The organism is Hymenobacter cavernae (assembly GCF_014641455.1).
In the GTDB taxonomy this organism is placed as follows: Bacteria; Bacteroidota; Bacteroidia; order Cytophagales; family Hymenobacteraceae; genus Hymenobacter; species Hymenobacter cavernae.
On record NZ_BMHT01000007.1, the window covers coordinates 295,054 to 319,493 of the forward strand.

22 protein-coding genes are annotated in these 24,440 nt (G+C 58.9%); 9 read left to right on the top strand and 13 right to left on the bottom strand.

What is annotated here, in order from left to right:
• Nucleotides 1-76: 76 nt before the first annotated feature.
• Nucleotides 77-1,393, top strand: a complete 1,317-nt coding sequence (locus IEX74_RS19295; RefSeq protein WP_188815662.1) for a gluconate:H+ symporter — start codon at nt 77-79, stop codon at nt 1,391-1,393.
• A gap of 87 nt (nt 1,394-1,480) precedes the next feature.
• Nucleotides 1,481-2,002, top strand: coding sequence for a gluconokinase (locus IEX74_RS19300; RefSeq protein WP_188815663.1), 522 nt, complete (start codon nt 1,481-1,483; stop codon nt 2,000-2,002).
• Between the two features lie 148 nt (nt 2,003-2,150).
• On the opposite strand, the gene IEX74_RS19305 is transcribed toward IEX74_RS19300, so the two are convergent.
• Nucleotides 2,151-3,533, bottom strand: coding sequence for a DEAD/DEAH box helicase (locus tag IEX74_RS19305; RefSeq protein ID WP_188815664.1), 1,383 nt, complete (start codon nt 3,531-3,533; stop codon nt 2,151-2,153).
• 214 nt (nt 3,534-3,747) lie between these two features.
• On the opposite strand from IEX74_RS19305, the gene IEX74_RS19310 reads away from it, so the two are divergent.
• Entirely contained in the window at nt 3,748-4,989 is a 1,242-nt protein-coding gene (locus tag IEX74_RS19310; RefSeq protein WP_229755380.1) for an MFS transporter, read from the top strand.
• On the opposite strand, the gene IEX74_RS19315 is transcribed toward IEX74_RS19310, so the two are convergent.
• Nucleotides 4,986-5,930 (bottom strand): YihY/virulence factor BrkB family protein, encoded by a 945-nt coding sequence (locus IEX74_RS19315; RefSeq protein WP_188815665.1) that lies wholly within the window; start codon nt 5,928-5,930, stop codon nt 4,986-4,988. The genes IEX74_RS19310 and IEX74_RS19315 overlap by 4 nt on opposite strands.
• Before the next feature lie 99 nt (nt 5,931-6,029).
• Between IEX74_RS19315 and IEX74_RS19320 the strand changes: the two genes are divergently transcribed.
• Complete coding sequence (locus tag IEX74_RS19320) at nt 6,030-6,542, top strand: DUF2062 domain-containing protein (protein WP_188815666.1); 513 nt, start codon at nt 6,030-6,032, stop codon at nt 6,540-6,542.
• A 137-nt stretch (nt 6,543-6,679) separates the two neighbouring features.
• Here the strand turns inward: IEX74_RS19320 and IEX74_RS19325 are convergent, their stop codons facing one another.
• The 4 genes from IEX74_RS19325 to IEX74_RS19340 all read right to left on the bottom strand — a co-directional run bounded on the left by IEX74_RS19325 (nt 6,680) and on the right by IEX74_RS19340 (nt 9,632).
• Entirely contained in the window at nt 6,680-7,624 is a 945-nt protein-coding gene (locus IEX74_RS19325) for an enhanced serine sensitivity protein SseB C-terminal domain-containing protein (RefSeq protein ID WP_188815667.1), read from the bottom strand.
• A gap of 399 nt (nt 7,625-8,023) precedes the next feature.
• A complete protein-coding gene (locus IEX74_RS19330; RefSeq protein WP_188815668.1) occupies nt 8,024-8,449 on the bottom strand; it encodes a c-type cytochrome in 426 nt (141 codons plus the stop codon).
• Nucleotides 8,446-9,141, bottom strand: coding sequence for an SCO family protein (locus IEX74_RS19335; protein ID WP_188815669.1), 696 nt, complete (start codon nt 9,139-9,141; stop codon nt 8,446-8,448). Before IEX74_RS19335 ends, IEX74_RS19330 begins: the two co-directional genes overlap by 4 nt.
• Nucleotides 9,138-9,632 (bottom strand): hypothetical protein, encoded by a 495-nt coding sequence (locus IEX74_RS19340; protein WP_188815670.1) that lies wholly within the window; start codon nt 9,630-9,632, stop codon nt 9,138-9,140. The genes IEX74_RS19335 and IEX74_RS19340 overlap by 4 nt, the downstream gene beginning before the upstream one ends.
• A 179-nt stretch (nt 9,633-9,811) precedes the next feature.
• On the opposite strand from IEX74_RS19340, the gene IEX74_RS19345 reads away from it, so the two are divergent.
• On the top strand, nt 9,812-10,636 hold the full coding sequence (locus IEX74_RS19345; RefSeq protein ID WP_188815671.1) for a hypothetical protein: 825 nt from the start codon (nt 9,812-9,814) through the stop codon (nt 10,634-10,636).
• 56 nt (nt 10,637-10,692) lie between these two features.
• Here the strand turns inward: IEX74_RS19345 and IEX74_RS19350 are convergent, their stop codons facing one another.
• Complete coding sequence (locus tag IEX74_RS19350; protein ID WP_188815672.1) at nt 10,693-11,199, bottom strand: DUF4112 domain-containing protein; 507 nt, start codon at nt 11,197-11,199, stop codon at nt 10,693-10,695.
• A gap of 144 nt (nt 11,200-11,343) precedes the next feature.
• Between IEX74_RS19350 and IEX74_RS19355 the strand changes: the two genes are divergently transcribed.
• Nucleotides 11,344-12,354: an aldo/keto reductase gene (locus tag IEX74_RS19355; RefSeq protein WP_229755381.1), complete on the top strand. Its 1,011-nt coding sequence runs from the start codon at nt 11,344-11,346 to the stop codon at nt 12,352-12,354.
• A 169-nt stretch (nt 12,355-12,523) separates the two neighbouring features.
• On the top strand, nt 12,524-12,922 hold the full coding sequence (locus tag IEX74_RS19360) for a hypothetical protein (protein ID WP_188815673.1): 399 nt from the start codon (nt 12,524-12,526) through the stop codon (nt 12,920-12,922).
• Nucleotides 12,923-13,049: 127 nt separating this feature from the next.
• Here IEX74_RS19360 and IEX74_RS19365 read toward each other — a convergent pair whose 3' ends face one another.
• On the bottom strand, nt 13,050-14,564 hold the full coding sequence (locus IEX74_RS19365) for a diadenylate cyclase (RefSeq protein WP_188815674.1): 1,515 nt from the start codon (nt 14,562-14,564) through the stop codon (nt 13,050-13,052).
• 156 nt (nt 14,565-14,720) lie between these two features.
• Here IEX74_RS19365 and IEX74_RS19370 point away from each other — a divergent pair, with 156 nt between their 5' ends.
• A complete protein-coding gene (locus IEX74_RS19370; RefSeq protein WP_188815675.1) occupies nt 14,721-14,972 on the top strand; it encodes a hypothetical protein in 252 nt (83 codons plus the stop codon).
• Nucleotides 14,973-15,065: 93 nt separating this feature from the next.
• On the opposite strand, the gene IEX74_RS19375 is transcribed toward IEX74_RS19370, so the two are convergent.
• Nucleotides 15,066-16,289: a TIGR03862 family flavoprotein gene (locus IEX74_RS19375; protein WP_188815676.1), complete on the bottom strand. Its 1,224-nt coding sequence runs from the start codon at nt 16,287-16,289 to the stop codon at nt 15,066-15,068.
• A gap of 215 nt (nt 16,290-16,504) precedes the next feature.
• On the opposite strand from IEX74_RS19375, the gene IEX74_RS19380 reads away from it, so the two are divergent.
• The gene (locus IEX74_RS19380; protein WP_188815677.1) at nt 16,505-17,692 is read left to right on the top strand and encodes a cation:proton antiporter; all 1,188 of its coding nucleotides are present in this window, start codon (nt 16,505-16,507) and stop codon (nt 17,690-17,692) included.
• Between the two features lie 138 nt (nt 17,693-17,830).
• Here IEX74_RS19380 and IEX74_RS19385 read toward each other — a convergent pair whose 3' ends face one another.
• From IEX74_RS19385 to IEX74_RS19400, 4 genes are all read right to left on the bottom strand, one after another.
• A complete protein-coding gene (locus IEX74_RS19385; RefSeq protein ID WP_188815678.1) occupies nt 17,831-19,609 on the bottom strand; it encodes a chloride channel protein in 1,779 nt (592 codons plus the stop codon).
• A 147-nt stretch (nt 19,610-19,756) separates the two neighbouring features.
• The gene (locus IEX74_RS19390) at nt 19,757-20,584 is read right to left on the bottom strand and encodes a mechanosensitive ion channel family protein (protein ID WP_188815679.1); all 828 of its coding nucleotides are present in this window, start codon (nt 20,582-20,584) and stop codon (nt 19,757-19,759) included.
• A 219-nt stretch (nt 20,585-20,803) separates the two neighbouring features.
• A complete protein-coding gene (locus tag IEX74_RS19395) occupies nt 20,804-21,238 on the bottom strand; it encodes a nucleoside deaminase (protein ID WP_188815680.1) in 435 nt (144 codons plus the stop codon).
• 105 nt (nt 21,239-21,343) lie between these two features.
• On the bottom strand, nt 21,344-24,346 hold the full coding sequence (locus IEX74_RS19400) for a PD-(D/E)XK nuclease family protein (RefSeq protein ID WP_229755382.1): 3,003 nt from the start codon (nt 24,344-24,346) through the stop codon (nt 21,344-21,346).
• Between the last annotated feature and the right edge of the window lie 94 nt (nt 24,347-24,440).

Genomic DNA, 24,440 nt, shown 5'->3' on the forward strand with positions numbered 1-24,440 from the left:
AGCCAGAACGTCATGTCGACCAGCGGGAGACATGACGTTCTGGTGCAAAGTGGTAACTGTTAACTGGTAACTAAAAATGCCTTTACTCCTGGTGCTGGCGGCGGTTATTCTGCTGCTGATTCTGACGATAGGGTTCAAGCTTAACGCGTTTCTGGCGCTGGTTATCGTGGCAATGGCTTTGGGTTTGGCGGAAGGCATGGCCGCAAAAGCCGTGTTATCATCCGTGCAGAGCGGCATCGGCAGCATGCTAGGTTCGGTGGCCATGATCCTGGGGTTTGGGGCCATGCTCGGCACGCTGCTCATAGAAAGTGGTGCCGTTCAGCGAATTACCCATCAGCTTATCAAGACCTTTGGCACGAAGCATATTCAGTGGGCGCTGATGCTCACAGGGTTTGTGGTGGGCCTGCCGATGTATTACATGGCGGGCTTCGTGCTGCTGGTGCCGTTGGTGTTTGCTATTGCCGCGTCTACGCGCCTGCCGCTGCTGTACGTGGGCGTGCCGCTGGTGGCGGCGCTGTCGGTCACGCACGGCTACCTGCCGCCGCACCCCGGCCCGACGGCCATTGCGGTGCTGTTCAAGGCCGACGTTTCCCTGACGCTGCTCTACGGATTGGTCATCGCCGTGCCCGCCGTCATTCTTGCCGGGCCGCTCTTTTCCAAGCTCCTAAAGCGCTACAACCCTACACCGCCCACCGGGCTGGCTATGCCCAAAGAATTCACGGATGCGGAAATGCCGGGCTTCGGCGTCAGCCTGTTTACCGTTCTCACGCCGGTGCTGCTGATGACCATGGGTGCCGTGGCCACGCTGGTGTTGCCGGCCACTTCCCGGTTCCGGCAGTTGTTGGAATTTATCAGCGACGCGAACCTAGCCATGCTGCTATCGGTGCTGGTGGCGATAGTGACCCTAGGTCTGAGCCGGGGCAAAACCATGAAGCAGGTGATGGATCTGATCGGCAATTCCATCGCCGGCATCGCCATGATTCTGCTGGTTATTGCCGGGGGCGGCGCGCTCAAGCAGGTCCTGGTAGATAGCGGAGTAGGCGGCTACATCACCGATCTGTTCAACGATTTACACCTATCACCGCTGGTTATGGCATGGGCTATTGCGGCCATTCTGCGCATCTGTTTGGGCACTTCTACCGTGGCTTCGCTGACGGCCGGCGGCGTGGTATTGCCGCTGATTGCGACTACCACCGTAAAGCCCGAACTCATGGTGCTGGCCGTGGGCGCCGGCAGCCTGGTGTGCTCGCACGTCAACGACCCTGGCTTTTGGATCTTCAAGGAATACTTCAATCTGACCATTCCGCAAACCCTCGCCACCTGGACGGTGCTGGAAACGCTCGTGTCGGTGATTGGGCTCATCGGCGTGCTGGGCTTAGATGCTGTACTATAACGTTTTGTGATACAGATTTGCCCATTGATACGCTTGAGCTTGCGATTATGCGTATACTACCCCGGCAATCATTTCAACACAAGCAGTATGGAGAGTGGTCGGATTTTCATTGTAATGGGCGTGTCGGGTAGCGGCAAAACAACGATAGGGCAGCTATTAGCCAAAAAGCTAGGAATTCCCTTCCACGATGCCGACGATTTTCATTCGGCGGCCAACAAGGATAAGATGGCGCACGGCATCCCGCTCACCGACGACGACCGCCGCGACTGGCTCGCGCAAATGACCGCCGGCATCAGCGAGTGGGAAAAAACCGGCGGCGCCGTGCTGGCCTGCTCCGCCTTGAAAGAAGTGTATCGGCAAGAATTACAAAGCGGCGCTCAGCAGCCCATTAAATGGACCTTTCTGGATGGTTCGCGCGAATTGCTACGCGGCCGCCTCCTACACCGAAAAGGTCACTACATGAAGGCCGACCTGCTCGACTCGCAGCTGGAAACGCTGGAAAAACCTAGCTACGGCTTACGAATCGAGCTAAGTAACCAGCAGAGCCCGCAAAGCATCGTAGCGGAGATTATCCAAGCCTACGTGCCCGAACACGTTGAACAGAAGTAGCTTAGAAGATAGCGCAGCATAAAACCATACGCCTGTCATCCTGAGGCACGAAGGACCTTACTACGATGGCATAACCTAGGTTTGCAGCCGTAATAAGGTCCTTCGTGCCTCAGGATGACAGGCGTTTTTACAGTTTGTTTTTAACAGTTTACTCCACCAGCGACACCCGGATCTTCCGGCCCTTGATCTTGGCGCCGGTCACGCGCTCGGCTACTTCCTGGGCTTGCTGGCGCGGCACGGCCACGTAGCTGTAGTGGTCGAACACTTCGATGTGGCCTACAGCTTCGCGCTCCAGGCCGCCGTGCGCTACGAAGGTGCCAACCAAATCGTGGGCACTCACTTTGTCCTTGCGGCCGGCCGAAACGTGCAGCGTCGTGCTGACGGGCCTAGGTGCTTTGGGTGCGGCGGGCGGCAGCTTCGGAGCGTGCATCGGCTTCCACTGAATCGTCTCGGCGACGGGCCATTTCTGCACGTGGCTTTGCTCAGCGGGGGTGGCGAGCAGGTGCGCCGTGCCCTCGGCACCGGCGCGGGCCGTGCGGCCGGCCCGGTGCTGGAAAGCATCCGCCTTGTCCGGCGACTCATACTGAACAACTGTATCCAAGGCTGTTACGTCGAGGCCGCGGGCAGCTACGTCGGTGGCGACCAGCACCTGGCTGGAGCCGTTGCGCAGCTTCATGAGGGCTTTGTCGCGCTCCGGCTGCGGCATTTTGCCATGCAGCACTTCGGCCGCTACGCCCCGGCCCACCAGAAAGCGGGCTACTTCCTGGCATTTCTCCCGCGTGTTGCAGAACACCAGCACGCGGCCCGCGCCGGGCTGCTGAAGTAGGTGGTACAACGCGGCCGGTTTCTGCTCCGTGGAGCCAACATGACCAATCAGCGTCAGGTTCTCGGGAAGGCGGTCCTCGTCCTGACCTAGGTTTACTACCCGGGGGCGAGTGAGGTTGGCGCGGATGAGGTTCAGCACTTTATCCGACATTGTAGCCGAGAACAGCAGCGTCTGACGACGGCGCGGCAGGCGCTTCACAATCTCCACCAGCTCCTCCTGAAAACCTAGCTCCAGGAGCTTGTCGGCCTCGTCGAGCACGAGCGTTTTGAGTTGGTTCGGAATAATGGTGCGCCGCTCCAGGTGGTCGAGCAGGCGACCGGGTGTGGCCACCACGATGTGCGGCGCCTGTTTGAGCGAGGACGTTTCGTCGCGCATGGCGTGGCCGCCGTAGAACGCCGCCACCCGCAGATTGGGCAGGTACTTACCTAGCTTTTTGAGGGCGTCGCGCACTTGCAGGGCTAGCTCGCGGGCGGGCACCAGCACCAGAATCTGCATCACATCCTGCGTCACGTCAACGTGTTGCAGCAGGGAAAGACCGTAGGCCGCCGTCTTGCCGGAACCCGTTGGCGCCTGACCCGCTACGTCCTGCCCGGCCAGTGCCATGGGCACTACCTGCTCCTGCACAGGCGTGGGCGTGGTAAAGTTCAGCTCGGCAAGCGCTTGGAGCAGGGGAGGAGCGAGGCCTAGGTCGGCAAATGAGGTCATAGAAATCAAAGAATACAACGACAAAGGTAAGAAGCGATTAGCGGCTAATCGTCGGTCTTGCTTTAAGGCGGCCTGAACCAAGTGGTATACGTACTGGTTTGGAGAAGATTTAACGGAGGTTTTGGCGCCTGCACCTAGGTTGAGCGCTGCTTGCTGAGTTCAGCACGAAAGCTGATGCCCAACCTTTTACAGTAAGAATTAGCGTAGAATACGAATGACAAACAACAAAGTACTGACCGCGCCCGTGCCCACATCGGAGGCGCAAACGGCTCCGGCCGCGCCCATGAGCAGCGCTCTGGTGTGGCTGATGGCCATTTCCTGCGGCCTGGTAGTCGCAAATATTTACTATAATCAACCGCTGTTGGCCGAAATCGGCCGCACGTTTGGGCTTTCCGATAGTAATGTGAGTCTGATAGCCACAGCCACCCAGATCGGCTACACCCTAGGTTTGCTGTTCGTGGTGCCGCTCGGTGATAAACTGGAACGTAAGCGCCTGATCCTGATTGAGCTAGTGCTAGCCGCCGTCGTGATGGGCATAGCCGCGTGGGCGCCTTCCTTTACGGTGTTGCTGGTCGCCAGCGTCTGGATTGGCATTTTCTCGGCCGTGCCGCAGCTGCTGATACCCATGGCGGCCAACCTGGCCAGCAATGAGGAACGCGGCAAGATCGTGGGGAAGGTGATGAGCGGCTTGCTGATCGGCATCCTGCTGTCGCGTACGATTAGCGGCTATGTGGGGGCACATTTCGGCTGGCGCACGGTGTTCGAGGCGGGTGCCGTGGCCATGCTGTTGCTGGTAGCCGTGCTGGCCGTGAAGCTGCCGAAAGATCAGCCGGTTTTTGAAGGCACGTACGGCAGCCTGATGAAGTCCCTGGTGACGCTCACGCGCGAGTTTGTGCCCTTGCGGCGCGCGGCGCTGGTGGGCGGATTTCTGTTTGCCAGCTTCAGCGTGTTTTGGACGACGCTGGTTTTTTTCCTGGAAGGCAGCCCCTATTTTTATAAGAGTGATGTGGTCGGCTTCTTTGGCCTGGTCGGGGCATGTGGGGCGCTGGCTGCACCCATGGCCGGCAAGATGGCCGACAAGCGCGGCGCCGATTACGCCATTGGCCTCGGCATCCTGGCGGGGCTGGTGGCCTTTGTGGTGCTGGGGCTCATCGGCCAATTTCTGGTGGGGTTGGTGCTCGGTATTATCCTGCTCGACGTGGGGGTGCAGGGCGCTCATATCTCCAACCAGTCCCGCATCTTTGCGCTATTACCGGAAGCCCGCAGCCGCCTGAACACGGTGTACATGACGGCTTATTTTATTGGCGGCTCGGTGGGCTCGGTAGTGGGCGGCGCAGCGTGGACTGCCTTCGGGTGGCACGGCGTCTGTGTCGTGGGGCTGCTGTTTGTGCTGCTGGCGTTCCTGGCTAATAAGTTCTATGGCCGCTCCCAGGAACCCGCCACGGCGCGTACCTAGGTTCTGTCTTCCTCCAGCTCCACCAAGCGGTAGCGCACAGCCGATTTTTTGGGTCGGATGTCCATGCCGACGTAGTGCGCGTAAACTTTTGTGAAACAGGCGCCAAAGTAGAAAATGATGGCGCAGTAAAACACAAAAAGCAGCACCAGCACGATACTGGATGCCGGCCCGTAGATCGGACCTAGGTTGCGCGGCACCAGCAAAAAGCCCAGCACATGCTCGCCTAGCTCGATGAGGACGGCCGTCAGGGCGGCGCCGCGCAGCACGGCTCGCCAGGGCACCTTGGCGCTGTTCAGGTTGCGAAAGGTAACGGCAAACCAAGCCGCCAGAATCAGCAAAGAACTGACGACGTTCAGCACCTGAAACAGAAAGTTGCTGAAGTTTGCGTTGAAGCTATTGAGGTGGGCGGTGAACAAATGCAGCGCGCCATCAATCAGGAAAGCTAGCATCGAGAGCAAGCCCGTCGCCAGCAGCAGCCCCAGGGAACGGGTGCGCTCCTTCACGATTTTACTGAAGCGTCCTGTGGCACGAGCGGGCCGAATCTGCCAAAGCTGGTTCAATGAATTTTGAATCACCACAAACAAGGTGGTGGCGATAAACAGCAGAAAACCAAAGCCTAGCCACGTCACGAGGCGGCTGCGCTCGATGTTGGTAACGTTCTGCAAAATCTGCTGCACCAGCCCGGCCGCCGCCGTGCCGAGCAGGGCCGAAAGCTTGGTGAGCAGCAGCCCCCGCACCGCCGAGCGGGAGTAGAGCGACCCGAGCAGTTGAATCAGGATGATCAGGATGGGCGGCAGGGCAAACGTGGTGAAGAAGGCCGTGGCGGCCCCCAGCCGCAGCGGGTCGTTGGCGGCCAGCTCGCGGGCGGCGCGGCGCAGCAGCAGAAAGAAATCCGTCCAAACTCTAGGCCGGGGGTGCCCTGGCAGGCGTACTTTTGTCATCAGCTCGCGTACAATCCGTGGGCGTGTGGCCGCGGGAAGCGAAGGTAACGCACTGCTCCCGTACGAGCCAGCGCTCGCCTCACCAAAATCATTGCTGTTTTGTCTCTACCATCTGCGCCGCCCGCTTCTTCCTCTCGCCCCGCCGCCTGGCTGCGTCGTCGCGTGGTCGATCCGCTGCTGAACTTACTCAAACAAGGCTTATCCCCTAGCCAACTGGCGCTTACGGTAGCACTGGGAGTGGTTTTTGGGCTGATTCCCTTTTTGGGCGGCACTACCTTCCTCGACTCAATAGTAGCCGTGCGCCTGCGCCTCAACGTGGCAGCCATGCTGCTGGTGAGCCATCTGCTGAGCCCGTTGCAGCTGTTGCTGCTCATCCCATTGCTACGTCTGGGCGCCCGGCTGTTCGGCGAAGGCCCCGCTCCAGACCTTACCATCACGAAACTACGCTTCCTTTTAGCAAATGACCTAAGCGGGGCGTTCAGTCTGCTCTGGCGCGCCGAGTTAGGTGCGCTGCTTCTGTGGGCATTAGGTGCGGTTCCACTGGCAGCCCTACTTTACCTAGGTCTCCGGCCTATTTTCCGGCGCATTATCGCCCGTCAAGCGGCGGAGTAGTTTAGATAAAGAACGTCATGCTGAGCTAATCGAAGCATCTCTACTGCCAAAGTAAACCTAGCTTTTAGGAAAATTGCCGTTGTAGTAGAGATGCTTCGACTAGCTCAGCATGACGTTCTATCAAAGCTGAAGCGAACCTAAGCGCGCTGATACACAGGCTCTACCTGCGCAAAATACTGGTTCAGCGGTTCGTCGGAGCTAGGGTCGAGCAGCATCATATCCACAAACTGGTGGTCGCCTTGCAGGTTGCCCTGAATGATGGGACCTAGCTCCTGCAAAAAGGCGGGGTCGCTCTGCTCGGTGTGGAAGGCCAGGAGCAGGCGCGGCGGCTCGGGGCTGTTCTCCAAGCGTAGCTCGGCCAGGTAAGCCGCCTCAATAAAGGGTTGCTCGGCGCAGTAAGCGCGCAGGGCGTCGGCCAGTGCCACTGGATTTTCGGCGGGTGGCCCGATCAACATCTGACCTTCCGGAGCGGCAGGACCACCCTCAAAGAGCTTACCGGTCAGCAGATCAGCTATTTCACCGGCGGGCAGCAGCTTGCCCACCACCGAGAACGGGTTGAGCGCGCAGTCGGCACCCTGAATCATATTGAACAGGTCGAAGCCGCGCAGGCGTAGGAACGAAAGCGGCTCGGGCACATTCTCGCCATCGAAGATCCGCTCCTTCGACGTGAACACCGGAATTTTGCCGTCGTGCAGCACTTGCAGCTGGATTTCGGTGCCGGCTTCCACAGTCACCTCACCGGCCGGCGTGCCTTCCTTCGGGGCCGTAATCACGATAAGCTCTTCTTGCAGAAGAGCTTGATAGAAAGCAGGGCGAACTTCCGGCTCACTTGCGGCCCGCATCAGCAGCTCTTCCAGGATGTTGGTCGGCGTGAAAGCCGGCGGCTGCGGCATGGCCGGCATCGGCGGGATAGCAGGCATCGGGGGCGCGGCTGGGGCTGGCGGAGCCGTATAGTTGGAGCCCTTATAGCGCGGACCGGTGCTAGCGGGGGAAGCAGGTGTGGCCGACGCGTCGGCTGGCGCCGGGGTAGCAGGCGCGTCAGTTGGTTGTTGCTTGGATTTGAGAAAGTCGAAGAGACCCATAGGTATAGAGGATTTGGATTGGCAAGCTACTGAGGATTGAGGAAAAACGCTGCCTGTAGCTGCTACAGATTTTTGATAAGTTGACCGGCTAAAAAGATAAATAAAATGGCTTTTTATTCGACATTATTAATGGATAATAATGAAGCTTTATAGGCAATCTGAAGAGTTGGCATTGCTCAGCAAGCTGAGCTGGTTGAAGCATCTCTACCGCCTCGTTGAACAATGTAGAGACGCAACATCTTGCGTCTCGTCGTTGCTGAGGTTGTTTACCTAGGTTTCCTATACCGGTCGTTCAACGGAGAGACTCCAACTATTGCGTTTCTACAGCGTTCAACGAAGCCCGCGAAACGCTTCAGCCAACGAGGCATCATTACCTGGGTTGACGCTTTCAGCCTGGGGCTACAACCCGCGCGCGCCACCGCAATACTTTAGCTCGTCGGCTACCTCCTTAATCGTCCAAACCTCTTCCTTGTTGCCCCACGAGGTTTGCACGTAGTTCAGCAGGTTCGTGATTTCGGAGTCGGTGAGGCTTTCGTTGCCGGGCATGAGCTGGTTGTACTTCACGCCGTTTACCGTGATTTCGCCGGCCAAGCCTTTGCGCAGCTGGCAGGGCAGGCTGCTGCGGTGCTGACCTAGGTAGTCGGAGCCGGCGAGGGGCGGGATGAGGCGGCGGAGTCCTTCGCCGTTCTCGCCGTGGCAGCTGGCGCACCGTTGGGCGTAGAGGCGGGCACCTTCGTTTTTGCGCTTCGTGAAGCAGCCGGCCAGTAGCAGTACCGCCAGTAGCACCGCCGTAGCGCGCACCCATTGCAGCGGACCTAGGTTCATCGGGAGGTGGTTTGCTTTTCAGCTTCTATCTCCTTCAGCAACAAAGGAATATCCTGCATTAGCTTCTCCACCTGACTTGGCTCCATGCCGTCGTAGAGGCCGCGGATGTGGCGCTGCGTATCAACGAGAGCGAAGGTGCCGCTGTGCGCGAAGCCGCCTTTCACGGTAGCATCTTTCTGAGCACCCGTCATGTAGGCGCGGGCCAGGCCGAAAATCGTGTCGTGCTGGGCGGTGGCAAAGTGCCAGCGGCTGGCATCCTTCACGCCTAAGCGCTCGGCGTAGTCGCGCAGCACGGGGATGGAATCGTGGGCCGGGTCGATGGTGTGGGAGAGGAAGAGTACGCGCGGGTCGCCCTGAAACTTCTCGTACACGCGCAGCAGCTCGCTCTGCATTTTGGGGCAGATGCTCGGGCAGGTCGCGAAGAAGAAATCCGTGATGTAGATCTTGCCCTTGAAGGTGTCGTTGGTGATGGTTTTGCCCTCCTGATCGGTGAGCGTGAAGGTGGGCACGGTAAAGATGGTGTCGGCTGGGCCAGCCATCGGCGCAGGCTGCATGGCTCGGTCGCCCAAATAAGGCAGCTTCGTTTCCGAATCCGCTGACGCGCTATTGGTAGAGCAGGCAGGAAAGAGGAGGGAGCTAGCTAGGGCTAGCAAGCTTACGCTCAAGGTGTGGCGGAGAGTGGAAAACGTCATTTGGCAGAAGGTTGGGTGGCTGGCTGCGCTTGCTTGAGCACTAGTTGGGCCGAATCAATACTATGCTCCATCAGCACGCCGACGGAATCGATAAAATGCTGTTGTTCTTTAAAGTAAGCTAGCTGCTGGTCAGCAGCAGTAGCAGCCGCAGGCTTGTGGTACTGGTGCATCCAACTCATCATGGCCGCGTCGGCAGTTAGCAGTGAGCGGCGGCGTTGGCCGGCCTCAACAGTGTCGGGGAGACTAGCTTTTTGCAGTTGCTGGCGCAGATCGTAGAGCTGGTCCATGCGACCCATCAGCTCGTCGTGCCGCGCCAGCACGGCTTTTTCGGCAGCTTCGGCTTTTTGTTCGTCACTTTCGAGTGACAGGCAGGCGGACAGCGCCAGCAGGAGCGGCCAGAATAGGAACAGCAGGGTAAGGCGGGCAGATTTCACGGCGCGAATGTACAGCACGCACGCCGAAGCAGCGACTGGCGTGTAGGAGTACAACACCTAGCCCTAGGTGGGTTGTTCAACAGCTAAAGACTTTTCGGAGACCTAGCTTTTAGCGCCAACCTAGGAAGAAGACAACAGCTGCCCGCAACCAGCACCAGGCCCACCGAGCAACCTCACAAAATTTATAGAACGCAGAAGCTACACTCAGCTTGTTTGCTACCGCTTTACGGACGAACTTGGCTGCTATAGAATATCTTAATTTATTACAATTACTTGCTGTTATAATAATGAGTAGGTCAACCTTTCTCGTGATTCTATTGCTGGTGTTGGTTGTTGCTGGATGTCAAAGTACAAGGTCGATTGCTACCTTTCCCAAAGTGCGTGAGTATGGTAGGCATTCGACGCCGTTGCCAATGGATTCTGTTAATAATGCCGAACCTATACTTACGGCCGCGTTGCCAGGCATAGAAAACCTAGCTCTGGTTCAACCGAAAAAGCGGAGCGTAAACCTAGGTTCCGCTCTGGTCGCGCCTACGCTCACCCCGCTTAAGCTGCCTGCTGATACCTTGAAGAAGGCCGTACCACCAACGGTAAGTGGCAAGCCCGATCCGGCAACCACGGTGGTAAACGTGATAGGCGGAGCCATGGCCGTCACGGGTGTAGGTGTAATGATTGCCAGTTCCAATGCTGATACTGGAGGAGAATGGGGAGGCCTAGCAGATGCTATTGGTGGATTTATGGGGCTGATACTAACAATAGCCGGCGTAACGTTGCTCTTTTTCCAAGGGAAGAACGGCCGCTTACGTCGTCTGCGCGAAGCACGCAGAGCCGCTAGAAATCCTGTGACTCCCGGCACTGAGCAGGGCCTAGCCACGCCGCCCGATGTTACAAAACCAACCACAACCAGACGCCAGCGAAGCAGAGCAGGCGGGCACTTAGTTATTGCAGCGGGTTTGCTGGCGCTACTGAGCCTTTTTGCTGGCTTCTTGATTATCATACTATTGCCTGCTAGCCTCATACTCTTATTACTAGGGCTAAGCTTGATGATAGCAGGTCAGTAGAGCTATCCGGAGTGCCCCCATATGTAAGCAGTTGTAGGCAATCAAAGGCCCGCAACCTAGCCCCAATGTGTTGCCCCGTAGTGCCACAGCCATGCGGTCAGTGCCCACAGGCCCCAGGCCAACAACCCGAAGAACACGAGCATCCCGAGCAGCACTATCGTCAGCAAGACGCGCCCACCACCCTGGTACTTGCCTTCGGCGTAGTGGCGACGCAACAGCTCCACGTTACGCTCATTGCTTTTATAGGCGAAGTCGAAGATGTTGCCGATAATTGGAATAGCGCCTAGGATGGTGTCTATTAAAATGTTAAGCGCCATGCGAATCACCACGTGGCGGCTGGCGCCGTGGCGCATCATGGTCATCACCAAAGCCACCGAAACGGCAAACGTCGACAAATCGCCGACGAAGGGAATGAGGCCGAGCACCGGGTCGAGGCCAAAGCGGAAGCGCGTGCCGGGTAATTGGAACTGACTGTCCATGAGCCGGGCTACGCGCTCCACCCAGCGCAGACGCTCATCGGTGGCAAGAGATTGAGGGCGAGTAACAACAGCTTGGACAGGCATAGAACAAGGGCTTTTTGCTTTTAACGAAAACGCCGGGAAAAAGGCAGTCGTAGGAGGGTTGAAAACCTAGATTGCCAATCAAAAAGTGGCCGTGCTGGTTATTCCTATCGTATTACCATTTCCCCTCAACCCGCCCGGAAACGGGTGTCAAAGACCAAAAGCATCATGCAAACGCGCACATTAGGCAACTCCGACCTCACCGTATCAGCCCTTGGCCTGGGCTGCATGGGCATGTCCGACTTCTACGCTGGTCGTAACGACGAGGAAAGCATCCGCACCATGCATCGGGCCGTGGACCTAGGGGTTACCTTCTTCGATACGGCCGATATGTACGGGCCTTACATCAATGAGGAGCTGGTGGGCCGGGCACTGCAAGGTAAACGCAGCCAAGTAGTTATTGCCACCAAGTTCGGTATTCAGCGCGACCCCAACGACCCCACCAAGCGCGGCATCAATGGCCGACCCGAGTACGTGCGCCAAGCCTGCGAAGATAGCCTGCGCCGCCTCGGCACCGACCACATCGACCTGTACTACCAGCACCGCGTCGACCCAAACACGCCGATTGAAGAAACGGTGGGCGCCATGAGCCGCCTCGTGGAAGAAGGCAAGGTGCGCTACCTAGGTTTGTCGGAAGCCGCTGCCGACACGCTGCGCCGGGCTCATGCGGTGCACCCCATCACGGCCCTGCAAAGCGAATATTCGCTCTGGAGCCGCGACCCGGAAGATGGCGCGCTGCAAACCTGCCGCGAGTTAGGTACGAGCCTGGTAGCGTACAGCCCACTCGGCCGGGGCTTTCTCACGGGCCAGATTCAAAAGTTCGAAGACCTGGCCGAGGACGATTATCGCCGCTTTACGCCCCGCTTTCAGGGCGAGAATTTCCAGAAAAACCTTGATGTGGTGGCGCGCATCCGCGAACTAGCCGCCCAGAAAGGCTGCACGGCCGGGCAGTTGGCCCTGGCATGGGTATTGGCGCAAGGCCAGGACGTTGTGCCCATCCCCGGCACCAAGCGCATTTCGTACCTGGAGGAAAACCTAGGTGCCCTGCAAGTACAGCTCACCGAAACCGATTTGCAGCAGATTGCCGAAGTAGCTCCGCGTAGCGCTATTGCCGGTAACCGCTACCCCGAGGCCATGATGCAGACGCTGAATGGCTAGGTGAAGAGCTATAGGCGACACGCTGGAACGTCATGCTGAACTTGCCGAAGCACCTCGCGCGCAATGGTAATTATATACTACTGTGGCAGAGATGCTTCGGCAAGCTCAGCATGACGTTCTTCAAGTAACCCAGGTCGGAGCTAATCAATACATTAGCCTAAAAAGCAGGATGAAAAAGTATCTACTTGGCTTGCTATTAACGCTTTACTCGGGCTTTGCCGCGCAGGCGCAACGCACGGGCGGTGCCGCTTCCGACTCGGTGATGATTACCATTTTCCTGCGGCATCAGCAGGATAAAAGCCTGAAGCAGCTCCAGGAAATCCAGGAAAAGAACAACTTCTGGGGGATGTTTCCGCCCAAGGAAACGCGCGTGGTTTCGTGGTATGTGCTGATGGGCATAGGCCAGGTTGTGACGCTGAGAGTGGCGCCCAAAGACGTGCGCACCCTGAACCTGGCGATTGAAAACGGCGCCTGGGGCGCTTTCAACACCGAATTTTATCCTACCTACGACTACGCGCCAGTGTGGCGCGAATCGATGGAGAAACGCAAAGCCGGCAAGAAAAAGTAGTGCCGCTGCCCAAACCAACCTAGGTCAGACAATGACAAAAATGCCATTCCGGGTGAAACGAGGAAGCTGGGTTGACTAACCTAGATCTTAACTCAGATTCCTTGCTACGCTCGGAATGACAGCGTACTCACTTCTGCGCCGGCGGCAGCAGGTCGATCAGGCCGTCTTCGCTCACCACAATGGCCAGCACAGGGTAGCGGCTGCTTTCCACGTAACGTACGGCGGAATTGTAGCGCGAGCCCCGCGACGAATCGCCTTTCTCGGTAGCCAGGCCATCGAGGATGGCGCCGATGGCGTAGCAAACGCCAGTCGGGTTGATAAGCACTGCGCCGTCGATATTAGTGACCAGGCGCAGCACGGAGGGCGTCATGATGCGCGGCGCCACTCGGAAGCACTGCCGCGTGAGGCGGGCCGCTTCCTGGGCCGCGCCCTCCGAGATGACCAGAATGGTGCCTGTAGGCTGCACGCTGGCGTTCTGGGTTAATTCCCAGAGGAAGGAAATTCCGTTGTCGTCGAGCTGGGGAAAGACACGGCGCACGGCGCGGGTGAAGTTGGCCTCATCGACGCGACCCTGGGGCAGGCGCGGCGTATTCGACACCACCTTCATCATCACGTTGCCATTGTGGCTCAGCTCCCAGCTGTAGTGCTTGGTGAAGTGTACCGTGAAAATGGGCTCGTACTGCGGGTCGGAGCGCTCGACCAGGTACCCTAGGCCAAACACGTCGCTGGCGTCGGTTACGAGCGAGGTGCGGCCTTCGCTTAGCTCCAGCAGCTTCCGAATGGAGCGATGGTCGCGCAGCGGAATCGGGGTTTCGAGCGTGAGCACGGGTACCACGGCCGGGTGGTGTCGCCTGGCTATCAGCATGGTACCTATGCCTTCGTCGCCTTCGTGGCGCAGGGCGGCCACGCCGTTGCAGGCGTCGTAGAGGCCGTGGGTGCCGGCGGCGGCGCGCAGCATAAAGCGGCGACCAGCGGCGCGCAGCAGCTCGTTGTAGTCGCGGTCGAGTACGGGCCGATCGTCGTCATCGTCCGATTCGCGCAGGGCGCGGGCGCAATCCTGCAAAAACTCCTGCACGGCCGCCGCCAGCAGCGAGCCGCGCCGGGCTCCGGTGGTGAGGGGCGGCAGCGCGTAGTAGCTCAGGTACGCATCAGCGGAAAACTGCAAGGCGATAACAACCAGATAGCCATACAGATTAACCGGCAGCGAGCAGAAGCTGATGCGGTCTTCGCCGCGCTCAGCAGCCAGGTTTTGCAGCGTCAACTCGGTGGAGCGCCGCAGCAGATCGTACCAGCGCTGCTTCTCGTAGCGGTCGTGGTCGCCTGGGTGCAGGTGGTACACGATTTCCCGCGGGCCTTCGGGTTCGAGGGAGCTAGCCCTCGACTTTACGTTAGCAAAATTGGTGGGCTGGTAGCGGTGGTGCGGGGGCTCTACCACGACGGCCTGGGGCTCGTCGGTTTCGCGACCGGCAGCAAGTCCCAGCAGGAAAACTTCAGGTTTAAGATTCCGGTCGAGCAGATTGAAAACGCCCTCGGCAAAAAGCTGAGCCGTGACGCGAAAAAGACTTTGGTGGTCCCACATGGGCAATTCGGGCGGGGCAGGCAATCGGGAAGAGAAGGGGGCGCTGATAGGTACGGAAAACATGTGGGAAGGTAGCTGAACAATCGGCAACATTTCAGGCATTTTTACGCAACTTCCGGTGCTGCACCATGTTAAAGTGCTGGAAAGGACACCGGCGGGGCTTGTAAAATGTCTGGGGCTGCTGTACCTTCGAGAGTAGCTCCCCTAACTGCCACGGCCATGATGTTTGATCTACTGTTCGGGTTTATGTGCGCCGTGTCGTTTTTGCCGCTCACCACGGGGTACTGTGCTTATAGCTACGGCCGCTCCTTCTGGCTGTGGTTTGCGCTGGGCTGGGTGCTGCCGATCATCTCCTTCTTCATTCTCTTCGCCCTGATCTGCCGCAAGCAGCTCAACCAGGGTGAGCGGCTATTGGATGAAGCCAAAGAGATTCTGGCCGAGGCCGAGCTGGCTGCGATGAACAAGAAGTAGTTTGCCTTTTAAAATTGTAAGAACGTCATGCTGAGCTTGTCGAAGCATGACGTTCTGTAAAGCTCAAAACCTAGCTTTTCAGCTGTCGGGTTCCTAGTTCTGCGCTTCCAGCCAGCCTAACACACCTCGTGCGGCCCACGCGCCCGTGCTGAAGCAGCCTTGCAGCAGATAGCCGCCCGTGGGCGCTTCCCAGTCCAGCATTTCGCCGGCCACGAACGTGCCGGGGCGGCGGCGCAGCATCAGGTGGTCGTCTACTTCCGCGAATGGAATGCCGCCGGCGGTAGAAATGGCTTCATCCAGCGGGCGCAGGCGCGTAACGGGAAGCGGAACATGACGCAGCAACCTGGCCAACGCCTCGGGGGTGGCGGTGGCTTCGGGTGGGGCTACTTCGCGCAGCAGCGTAGGCACCGGCGGACCTAGGTGGAGGGTTTTGGTAAGGAAAGCCGCCAGCGACTTGCCCCCGCGCGGCTGACCTAGCTTTTGCAACAGCTGCGCGTCGGAGAGGTCGGGCTTCAGATCCAGCAGGAGGGGAGCAGGCGTGTTGTGGGCCAGCGCGGTACGCAGGGCCGGCGTGAGGGCGTACACGGGCGTGCCTTCCACGCCGTAGTCGGTCAGGAGCAGCTCGCCCCGCACTTGCTGGTCGCCGCAACGGAGCGCAATGTTTTTGAGCGGTGCCCGGCCTACTTTTTCCCTGAAAAACGCCGACCATTGAATTTCTGCGCCGCAATTGGAAGGGGCAAAAGCTGTGGGCGTAACCCCGATATTGGCTAATGCTGTCGTCCATTGGCCGTCAGAACCGGTTTTGCGCCAGCTGGCGCCGCCCAGGGCTAGCAAGGTGGCGTCTGGTTGTATTTCAAACTCCTGGCCGGTGCTTTCATCGCGCAGCCGCAGGCCATTAGCTCCCGCAAAACCTAGCCAACGGTGCCGGGTTTTCAGCTCGACACCTAGCTCCTGCAACCTGCCTAGCCAGGCGCGGAGCAGCTGAGCGGGTTTGTATCCAGCCAGCGGGAAAACGCGCCCACTAGTTCCCACAAACGTCGGAATACCTAGGTTGGTGGCCCACTGGCGCAGATCAGCGGGCGAAAAGTGGCTGAGGTAAGTGGCAAAACGGGGCTGCGTGGCGCCGTAGTGCGCCTCAAACGTGGCGAGTGGTTCGGCATTGGTGAGGTTGAAGCCACCGTGTCCCGCCACCAGAAACTTGCGGCCTACCGTGGCCTGCGCCTCGTACACCGTGACGCGGTGGCCCGCTTCGGCCAGACGTTGCGCCGCCAGCAGGCCCGCGGGTCCGCCGCCCACCACCGCAATAGAAAACGACATAGAAACAAGGGAAATAGCAAAGCAAGATACGGCACCTAGGTTTTGCAGCCGGTGTATCTTGGGGCGAAGTAGTGCGGAACGGATTTCCGCGCTACCTACTGCTGTGGCTCCGGCCAAATTTTGCAGCTTGCCGCTAAAACCAGGCAGCCGATTTCCGACGGGAAGCCGAAAGTTGCCGTATAGTAGCGCTTACTACCTGCCGTCAGGCCCTCCGCATGAGCTCGTATAACATCCTGATTGGGCTGAGCATAGCCGTCATTCTCTCCTACTTATTCGACATGGCCGCGCGGGCCACGAAAGTGCCCTCCGTGCTGATGCTCCTGCTCACGGGCATCGCCCTGAAGCAAGCCGCCGATTACACCGACGTGCACGTAGCAATACCACAGGTGATTCTGGAGATGTTCGGTATTATCGGGCTGATTATGATTGTGTTGGAAGGCTCGCTCGACCTGAAGCTAGCCCGCGACAAAGCGCCGCTCATCCGCCGCTCGTTCTTTGCGGCGGCTCTCATTCTGATTGTACAGGCCATTGCCATTGCCCTGCTATTGCGGGCCTACGTGGGCGTGTCGTTTCAGAGCTGCCTGGTGAATGCCGTGCCGCTGGCCGTTATCAGCAGCGCCATTGCCATTCCGAGCGTGGCAAGCCTAGGTGGTGAGAAACAGGAGTTTATCGTTTACGAAAGCACCTTCTCCGACATCCTGGGCATCATGTTTTTCAACTTCGCGCTGCAAGACGACTTTGCCCAGGGCGTTTCCGTCGTCACCTTCGCCCGCGACTTTATCGCCATTCTGCTGGTGGCGGTGGTGAGTACGGTGGTGCTGGCTTTTCTGCTTCATCGTATCACGCTGCATATCAAATTCTTCCTGATTCTGGCCTTCCTGATTCTGATGTATAGCCTGGCCAAGGAGCTTCACCTGTCGTCGCTGCTGCTGGTGCTGGTTTTTGGCCTGGCCGTCAACAATGCCGAGCTGTTTCTGAAAGGGCCGCTGCGGCGCTGGTTTCACCCCGAACGGCTCGCCAGTGAAGTGCAGCAGCTGCGCAGCATCACGGGCGAATCGGCGTTTCTGATCCGCACGTTCTTCTTCCTGATTTTCGGCTACTCCATCACTGTCAGTAACTTACTGAGCAGCGCCGTTATTCTGCAAGGCCTGCTCATTGTGGGCGTGCTGACCTTAATTCGCTTTTTCTACCTGCGCTACATCGCCCGCATCGACCTGATTCCGGAAGTGTTTATCGCGCCCAAAGGTCTGATTACGGTGCTGCTTTTCTTCAGCATTCCGCCCGAGCACAGCATCGGCGAAATCAGCGAAAACATCCTGTTCGTCGTCATTCTGCTCACCGGCGTGCTGATGATGGTGGGGCTACAGCTAGCCCACCGCAAACCCGAGCTAGGGGAGTATTGATGTGCTGATTTATTAATGTGCTGGTGTGCTGATTTATTAATGTGCTGGTGTAAGAACGCGCCACGGCGCGTTCTGCATCCGCGCCGTTCGGGTTATGGCGCGCAAGAACGCGCCGTGGCGCGTTCCTACACCAGCACATCACTCCGTTTCTTTCAGCAGCTGACGGCGGTAGGCGGCTAGGATAGTGGTTTTCAGGATGAAGCCGACATATTTGCCTTGGCGCACGACGGGCAGCGCCCAGGCGTCGTGCTCCTCCAATTGGTGCAGGGTGTCGAGCATGCTGTCTTCGGCGTTGATGATGGCGGGCGGCGCACTCATCAGGTCGCACACGCGGGTGGTGTCGTAGTGCTCATCATCGAAGAGGGCGTCGCGCACTTTATCCAGCGACACAATGCCGAGCAGCTGCCCGTCATCGCCGAGGACGGGAAAGAGGTTGCGAGAAGCGTGGCGGAACGCATCGACCAGCTCGCCCAGCGTATCGTTCGGGTGCACCGCCACGAAGTCGCGCTGCACGAACTTGAGCGGCTCTAGCTGGGCCAACAAGCCTCGGTCGCGGTCGGCGTGCATCACCACGCCGCGCTGCACCAGCTTGCGCGTGTACACCGAGTATGGCTCGAAGTACTTGGTAATCAGATAGGAGCTGGACGTTACGACCATCAGCGGCACAAACAGCGCGTAACCGCCCGTAATTTCGGCAATAAGAAAGATGCCCGTGAGCGGGGCGTGAATGACGCCCGCCAGCACGCCCGCCATGCCGAGCACCACAAAGTGAACCTCCGAAATCGGGTAGAGGCCGCTCATGTTGATCAGCCTGGCGAGGACAAAACCTAGGAGCGCGCCCGTAAACAGCGACGAGCCAAACATGCCCCCATTGCCGCCCGCGCCGATGGTAATGGTGGTGGCAAACACCTTGAACAGCATGCTCGCGCCCGCCACCAACAGCAGCGTCCACACGTTTTCATCCTGATACACGGCGAAGATGGAGCTGTCGATCAGGCGTTCGGGCTGGCCGCTAAGTAGCAGCTGCACAATGTTGTAGCCCTCGCCATAAAGCGGCGGGAAGATGAATACCAGCACGCCCAGCAGCAAGCCGCCAACCACCACCTTGCGGAAGGTGCCGGGCCAGGTGGTGAAAAACGTATCGGCCCAGAAGTAGACGCGGATCATGTAGACCGACATGAGCGCCGTGAACACACCTAGGGTCAGGTAGAGCGGAATGGCTTGCACGGGCCAGGTTGTGGTAATCAGCACGAAGGGCTGGCCGGCGTACAACGCCTTGGAAATCACGGTGGCCGTGGCCGAGGAGATGAGCAGGGGAATGAAAAACGGTGCCGACAGCTCCGATAAAATTACTTCCACCGCGAACAGCACCCCGGCAATGGGGCTGTTGAAGATGGCCGCCACACCGGCTGCCGCCCCGCAGCCCGTGAGCAGGCGCCGCTCACGGCGGCCCACCCGCAGCAGCCGACCTAGGTTGGAGCCGAGCGCCGCGCCCGTCACCGAAATCGGGGCTTCCAGACCCGCCGAGCCGCCAAAGGTGACCGTCAGGAAAGAGGTGAAAAACTGCGAGTACATCTTACTGCGCGGCACGATACTGCCCTGACGCGCAATGTTATAGATGACCGGCGCGATGCCCCGACTGAGCTGTCCGCCAAGCAGGTAGCGCGTAAACAGCACCGTAAGGCCAATGCCGAGAATGGGGTAGAGGAAGAGCGCAAACACGCGGTTTTGCTCCGGCACCCAATCGTAAAGCCACTCCTGCGCCGTGTGCACCGAGCCTTTCAGCACCACCGCTGCCAAGCCAGCCGCTGTGCCCACCAGGATGCTCACCAGAATCAGATAGATCCGGTCGTTGATGTGACGTAAGCGCCACAGTAACAGCGGACCTAAGATTCGGTGAACGGTACTTTTAGGCATGGCAAAAGCGCTAAGGGCGGGTACGCGCAGCGTTGCAAGAATCCGGCCGCCGCGTCACAACGGCGGCGCAGCAAAGCGCTGGTTGCTTGCGGAAAAGTAGCGCTTTGCGGGGAAAAAGCTAGGTTAGCCCGACATTGAAAGCGCGACCTAGCTTATAGTAGTTGTGGGCGGGTAGCCCGCGTCGATCAGCATGGCTTTGGTGCCTTGCATCAGTTTGCTTTTCAGCACCAACACGTGCCGGCGGTAATCTTCCGACTTAGCCCAGAAATACACGCGCAGATCGGCAGTGGTGCCGGCGCTTTTTTCCAGGGTGATATAACTAATGTACGGCGGCACGGACTCCACCCCTTCGGTGCTGTTGACGTACTGCAAAATCTTGTCAATGACCTGATCCGGCGTCTTTTGGTCGCCGTAGTCGACGCTGACCAGGAAGTCTTGGCGGATGTAGTCGTTGCGGGTGAAGTTGATCAGGGGCTCGCGCAGCACGACTGCATTCGGTAGGAAAATGTGCTTGCCTTCGAAGGTTTTGATTACCGTCGTGCGCAGATTCAGCGCTTCCACCTGCCCTAGCATGTCCCGGATCTGGACCGTGTCGTGGATGTGAAAGGGGCGGTTGAAGGCGAGCACCATGCCCGCCAGAAAGTTCTCGGCAATGTCCTTCAGGGCAAAGCCCACCACAAAAGCCGTGAGGCCCGCCGCGCCCAGCACGCCGCTCACCACTCCCGAAAGGCCGATTACCTGCATGGCCAGCAGCACCCCGGCCAGGATCATGCCCCACTTGGCCACATTCGTCAGGAAATCAGCCAGAAGCGGGTCGTGCGCTTTGCCTTCCAGACGGCTGCTGAGCAGCAAGCTGAAGCGTTTGGCTACTGCCAGCGCCAATGATAAGACAACCAGGGCGATAAGCAGCTTGGGGGCTATGTACAGGAAGCTTTCCCAGTAGGAGTGGAGTACGCGTTGCAGGTCTTGGAGCATGAAGAGAAAGTAAGAGGTACCAGGCTTTTGAGGCAAAACCTAGGGTGCCTTTACGATAACCTTAGCCCTGGAGGTTCTGTCGGCGGCCGGCTGCGCAAAGCAAGGAGTCGCCAAACGACCAGCGGCCGGCACCTAACCTAGGTGCCGGCCGCTGGTCGTTTATTCGCTGGGTAGGTTGTCATTCCTCGCTCAGCTCGGAATGACAACCTACCCAACTACTTACAGCTCCATAATGTCCTCGTTCCAGATCATCGGCTCGGCTTCGATGAACTCCTGCATCATCTGCACGCACTCGTCCAGGTCCAGGTCGACTACTTCCACGCCGTGGCTTTCCAGGAAAGCACGCGACTCGCCGAACGTGCGCGACTCGCCCACCATCACCTTCGGAATCTTGAACTGCACGATGGTGCCGGCGCACATGTAGCAGGGCATCAGCGTGGTATAAAGTACCGTGTCGCGGTAGGTGCGCTGGCGGCCGGCGTTGTTGAGGCAATCCATCTCGCCGTGCTTGATGGGGTTGTCCTCCTGCACGCGCTTGTTGTGCCCCCGCGCGACGAGCTTGCCATCGCGCACCAGCACAGAGCCAATCGGAATGCCGCCTTCCCGGCGACCCTGGCGTGCCTCATCAATGGCGGCCTGCATGAATTCGTCCATAAACGGTGAGTTGGTGAAATAGTGAGTTAGTGAGTGTCTTTTGTGCAAGGCAATATTACACTCACCAACTCACTATTTCACCAACTCGCCATTTCACCAACTCACCTACCGCGCGCAGATGCCTTTATAAGGGCAGTACTGGCAGCGGTCCAGGTCATCGGTCTTGCGAATAGGCTCGGCGGGGTCGAGGATGCGGCGGGCGAGTTCGGTGAGCATGGCTTCACCTTTCGCGACAAACGACTGCCCATCTTCGGTCAGAAAGCCCATTTCGGCCGTCATCGGGCCGGCACCTAGGTTGCGCAGCGAGATAATGGCCGCATCGGCCGCGTGGCGACCTTCCCGCTCCAGCATGAAGCGGTAGAGCCAGAGCTGCCGGACTTTATCGGCCGAGGAAGTGGCGTCGGTAAGCAGGCGCTCGGTGGCGGCCTGGGCATCTTCGCCCTTCTTTTGCAGCTTGAGGTCGTAGGGCTGCACAAGGCCGGTTTTGTAGTCGACCACGCGCAGGCTGCCGTCGGGTAGCTCGTCGAGGCGGTCGGTGAAGCCGTAGAGGCGTAGCAAGAGCTGCTCGCCCTCAGCTACTTGCAGCGGAACCTTGGTTTCCAGAATCTGTTCCAGCGCTACCACTTTCAGCGGTAACGCGCCGGGCTGCGCCAGCAGGTTTTCCAGGTAGCGCTGCACCAGCTGCACCGCCACCTGACCCAGCACGTAGTTCAGGCCTTCGTCGGTGCGGGCATGGCGGTCGGTTTCTTCCTTCCGCAAAGCCCGCTCTACCTCGCCAGGCGCCTGCTTGAGCAAGCCCGGAATATCGGCCGCCGTAATGGGCTGATCTGCTTGCACAAAGGGCCGGAACATGTTTTCCAGCGCCTCGTGCACCACCGTCCCGAAACCATCGGCACCTAGCTTTTCTTCTACCTCTTCGGCTTCCTGAAAACGAGCTAAGCGGTTGAAATAGAACCGCAGCGAACAGTTCAAGAACTCATTCAGCGCGGAGGGAGAGAGGCCGTGCTCCAGCACGCCGCGCAAGGCGTGCAGCATCTTCTCATCCTTTTCCAAGACCAGGTCGCCGACGGGCGTTTGCGCCACAACGTCTTCATTATCTGTATCCTCGTCATCATACAAGACATGAATAGGATGAGGAGAAGAGGTCGCCGTTGCCGTCAAGTCCCGGAGCACTAGCTGCGGGTTCTGCGGTAGCAAGTCGTTCTCAATCTGTAGCAAAAACCGGCTCCGCTCACCAGTGCGGGTACCCTCGGCGCCGGGCAGCACATGCAGCAGATCGACGCGGCGGGCGCGTTGCAAGAGGCGCCAGAATTGGTGCGCGGTGGCCGCTTCGTGGTCGGCGTAGGTGGGCAGCTTGAACTGCGTGAGGACGTCGTAGGGGAAGAGCGAGGCGTGGCGCTTGGGCGCGGGCAGCACGTTCTCGTTGCAGCTCAGGATGATGATGTGGTCGAAGTCGAGGGCGCGGGTTTCCAGCAAACCCATCACCTGCACATCGGCAATCGGCTCGCCGGAGAAGGGCAGGCGGGTGCGCGCCATCTGCTCGTAGAGGAACCGCCGGAACGAGCGCACCGACAGCCGCTGCTCCCGGCAGTCGAACACCGAATCGAGGCGCTTCACCAGCGTAAAAAACAGATACAGGTACTCGGCTTCAATGGCCGAATGCTGATCCTGATAGGCTTGTTTCAGCAAATCAATCAGCGTGTAGCAAGCCGCAATAATATCGTCGCAGGTGTCCCAGGTGCGAAACAGCGCCGCAATGAGCGGGTGCTGCCGACCTAGGTCCAGCAGCTCGCTGGCGGGCAGCAGCACGGCGTTGCGCTTCACGATCTGGTGGCAGATATTTTCCAGTAAGCCGTGATACTGGGGCTGTTCCTGCTTATCGAGCCACTGCTGGTAGCGCCGCAGAAACGGGTGCATCAGCAGCTTCGTGACGGCCAGGTGATGGTAGCGCGGCACGCCGTAGCCGGTTTCGGCGCTGCCCTCCCGGATGCCAGTGAGGTGGACCTCAAACAGCAGATCCACAAGGTTGAACAGCGGCGTGCTCTGAAAGCTCAGACCCATCGTGACGTTGTACTCGGGTACGGCTTCGGGTGGCAGGCCGTGGAGCACGGGCAGCAGCAGCGTTTCGTCGGGCAGCACCACGGCCACTTTGGCGGTGGGATCGTGCAGGCGCGACTCGGCCAGCAGCTGACCAGCCACTTTGCCCTGCATGCTGGCGTTAGCCACGCCCACAAACTGCACTTCACGGGGCAGGCTACGCAGCAAATCCGCCGGCCCACCAAAGTTCTCGTTGGGCAGCTCCCAGTCGCGGCGGTAGCGGCGCAGGTGCTGGCCGGCGCGGTTGGGCGAGTCGTTATCCATATAAAAGGCGTCGCCATCGAAATGCACCTCCGCTTTGCCCTCGCGCAGCAACAAGCGAATCAGCTTTTCTTCCGCCCGCGACAAAGAACCTAGACCCAGGAAGAAGTGCCGCGCGATAGTAGCGTCATTGTTCTCAAGGCGGTTCTGCATCCGCCTGACGGCCAGGCGGTACGCCAAACCTGGGTAAGCCAGGTGGTCGTGTTTCATGCGCTTGCGCAGGCGCCAGTACACTTTCTCCAGGTCATCCCAAAAGCGAAAATATTGCGCCGTAGTGCTGGCCGGGGCGGGCACGTCGGTCAGCTCCCAGCGCTCCAGCGCCTTCGCTTGGCTCAGGTACTCGAACATCTTGGCGGGTGAAGCTAGGTTCTGGTCGAGGTTGGAGAAATCCTGCAACAGCAAGCCCGACCAGCCCACGAACTGATCGAAGTCGAGCTTCTTATCAATGCCGCGCAGGATGTCGAACAGCATGAGCTGCAAGGCAATAGGCTCTTCCACCTGCACGCCAGCCAGCTCCACCATGTAGTCTTCCATAGCCGTCACGCGCGGCGACCAGAGCGCCTGCCCGGCCTCAGCGGCCAGGGCTAGCTCGTTCTTTAGGTACACCACGGCCCGGCGCGTAGGCACAACGACTATCAAATCAGATAGTTCGGAGCCGGGAAACCGCGTCACTAAATCCCGCGCCATTTGGGTGAGGAACGGAGTGGCAATGGCGGCAGGAGCAGAGAGCGTAGATGAGCTGGCGAGCATAAAAACAGAGAGCAAAACTTCTTAAAGATACAGCAGCGGCGCAGGCTTTCCGTAGCTGGGCTGTAACAACCTGATACCTAGGCCCGTTGAGAAG

Bases quoted from the DNA above. Each gene is read 5' to 3' on its own strand.
- IEX74_RS19305 (WP_188815664.1), bottom strand. From the start codon at position 3,533: ATGACCTCATTTGCCGACCTAGGCCTCGCTCCTCCCCTGCTCCAAGCG.
- IEX74_RS19360 (WP_188815673.1), top strand. From the start codon at position 12,524: ATGAAAAAGTATCTACTTGGCTTGCTATTAACGCTTTACTCGGGCTTT.
- IEX74_RS19390 (WP_188815679.1), bottom strand. From the start codon at position 20,584: ATGCTCCAAGACCTGCAACGCGTACTCCACTCCTACTGGGAAAGCTTC.
- IEX74_RS19375 (WP_188815676.1), bottom strand. From the start codon at position 16,289: ATGTCGTTTTCTATTGCGGTGGTGGGCGGCGGACCCGCGGGCCTGCTG.
- IEX74_RS19295 (WP_188815662.1), top strand. From the start codon at position 77: ATGCCTTTACTCCTGGTGCTGGCGGCGGTTATTCTGCTGCTGATTCTG.
- IEX74_RS19365 (WP_188815674.1), bottom strand. From the start codon at position 14,564: ATGTTTTCCGTACCTATCAGCGCCCCCTTCTCTTCCCGATTGCCTGCC.
- IEX74_RS19350 (WP_188815672.1), bottom strand. From the start codon at position 11,199: ATGCCTGTCCAAGCTGTTGTTACTCGCCCTCAATCTCTTGCCACCGAT.
- IEX74_RS19400 (WP_229755382.1), bottom strand. From the start codon at position 24,346: ATGCTCGCCAGCTCATCTACGCTCTCTGCTCCTGCCGCCATTGCCACT.
- IEX74_RS19300 (WP_188815663.1), top strand. From the start codon at position 1,481: ATGGAGAGTGGTCGGATTTTCATTGTAATGGGCGTGTCGGGTAGCGGC.
- IEX74_RS19380 (WP_188815677.1), top strand. From the start codon at position 16,505: ATGAGCTCGTATAACATCCTGATTGGGCTGAGCATAGCCGTCATTCTC.
- IEX74_RS19370 (WP_188815675.1), top strand. From the start codon at position 14,721: ATGATGTTTGATCTACTGTTCGGGTTTATGTGCGCCGTGTCGTTTTTG.
- IEX74_RS19385 (WP_188815678.1), bottom strand. From the start codon at position 19,609: ATGCCTAAAAGTACCGTTCACCGAATCTTAGGTCCGCTGTTACTGTGG.
- IEX74_RS19315 (WP_188815665.1), bottom strand. From the start codon at position 5,930: ATGACAAAAGTACGCCTGCCAGGGCACCCCCGGCCTAGAGTTTGGACG.
- IEX74_RS19310 (WP_229755380.1), top strand. From the start codon at position 3,748: ATGACAAACAACAAAGTACTGACCGCGCCCGTGCCCACATCGGAGGCG.
- IEX74_RS19330 (WP_188815668.1), bottom strand. From the start codon at position 8,449: ATGAACCTAGGTCCGCTGCAATGGGTGCGCGCTACGGCGGTGCTACTG.
- IEX74_RS19335 (WP_188815669.1), bottom strand. From the start codon at position 9,141: ATGACGTTTTCCACTCTCCGCCACACCTTGAGCGTAAGCTTGCTAGCC.
- IEX74_RS19325 (WP_188815667.1), bottom strand. From the start codon at position 7,624: ATGGGTCTCTTCGACTTTCTCAAATCCAAGCAACAACCAACTGACGCG.
- IEX74_RS19395 (WP_188815680.1), bottom strand. From the start codon at position 21,238: ATGGACGAATTCATGCAGGCCGCCATTGATGAGGCACGCCAGGGTCGC.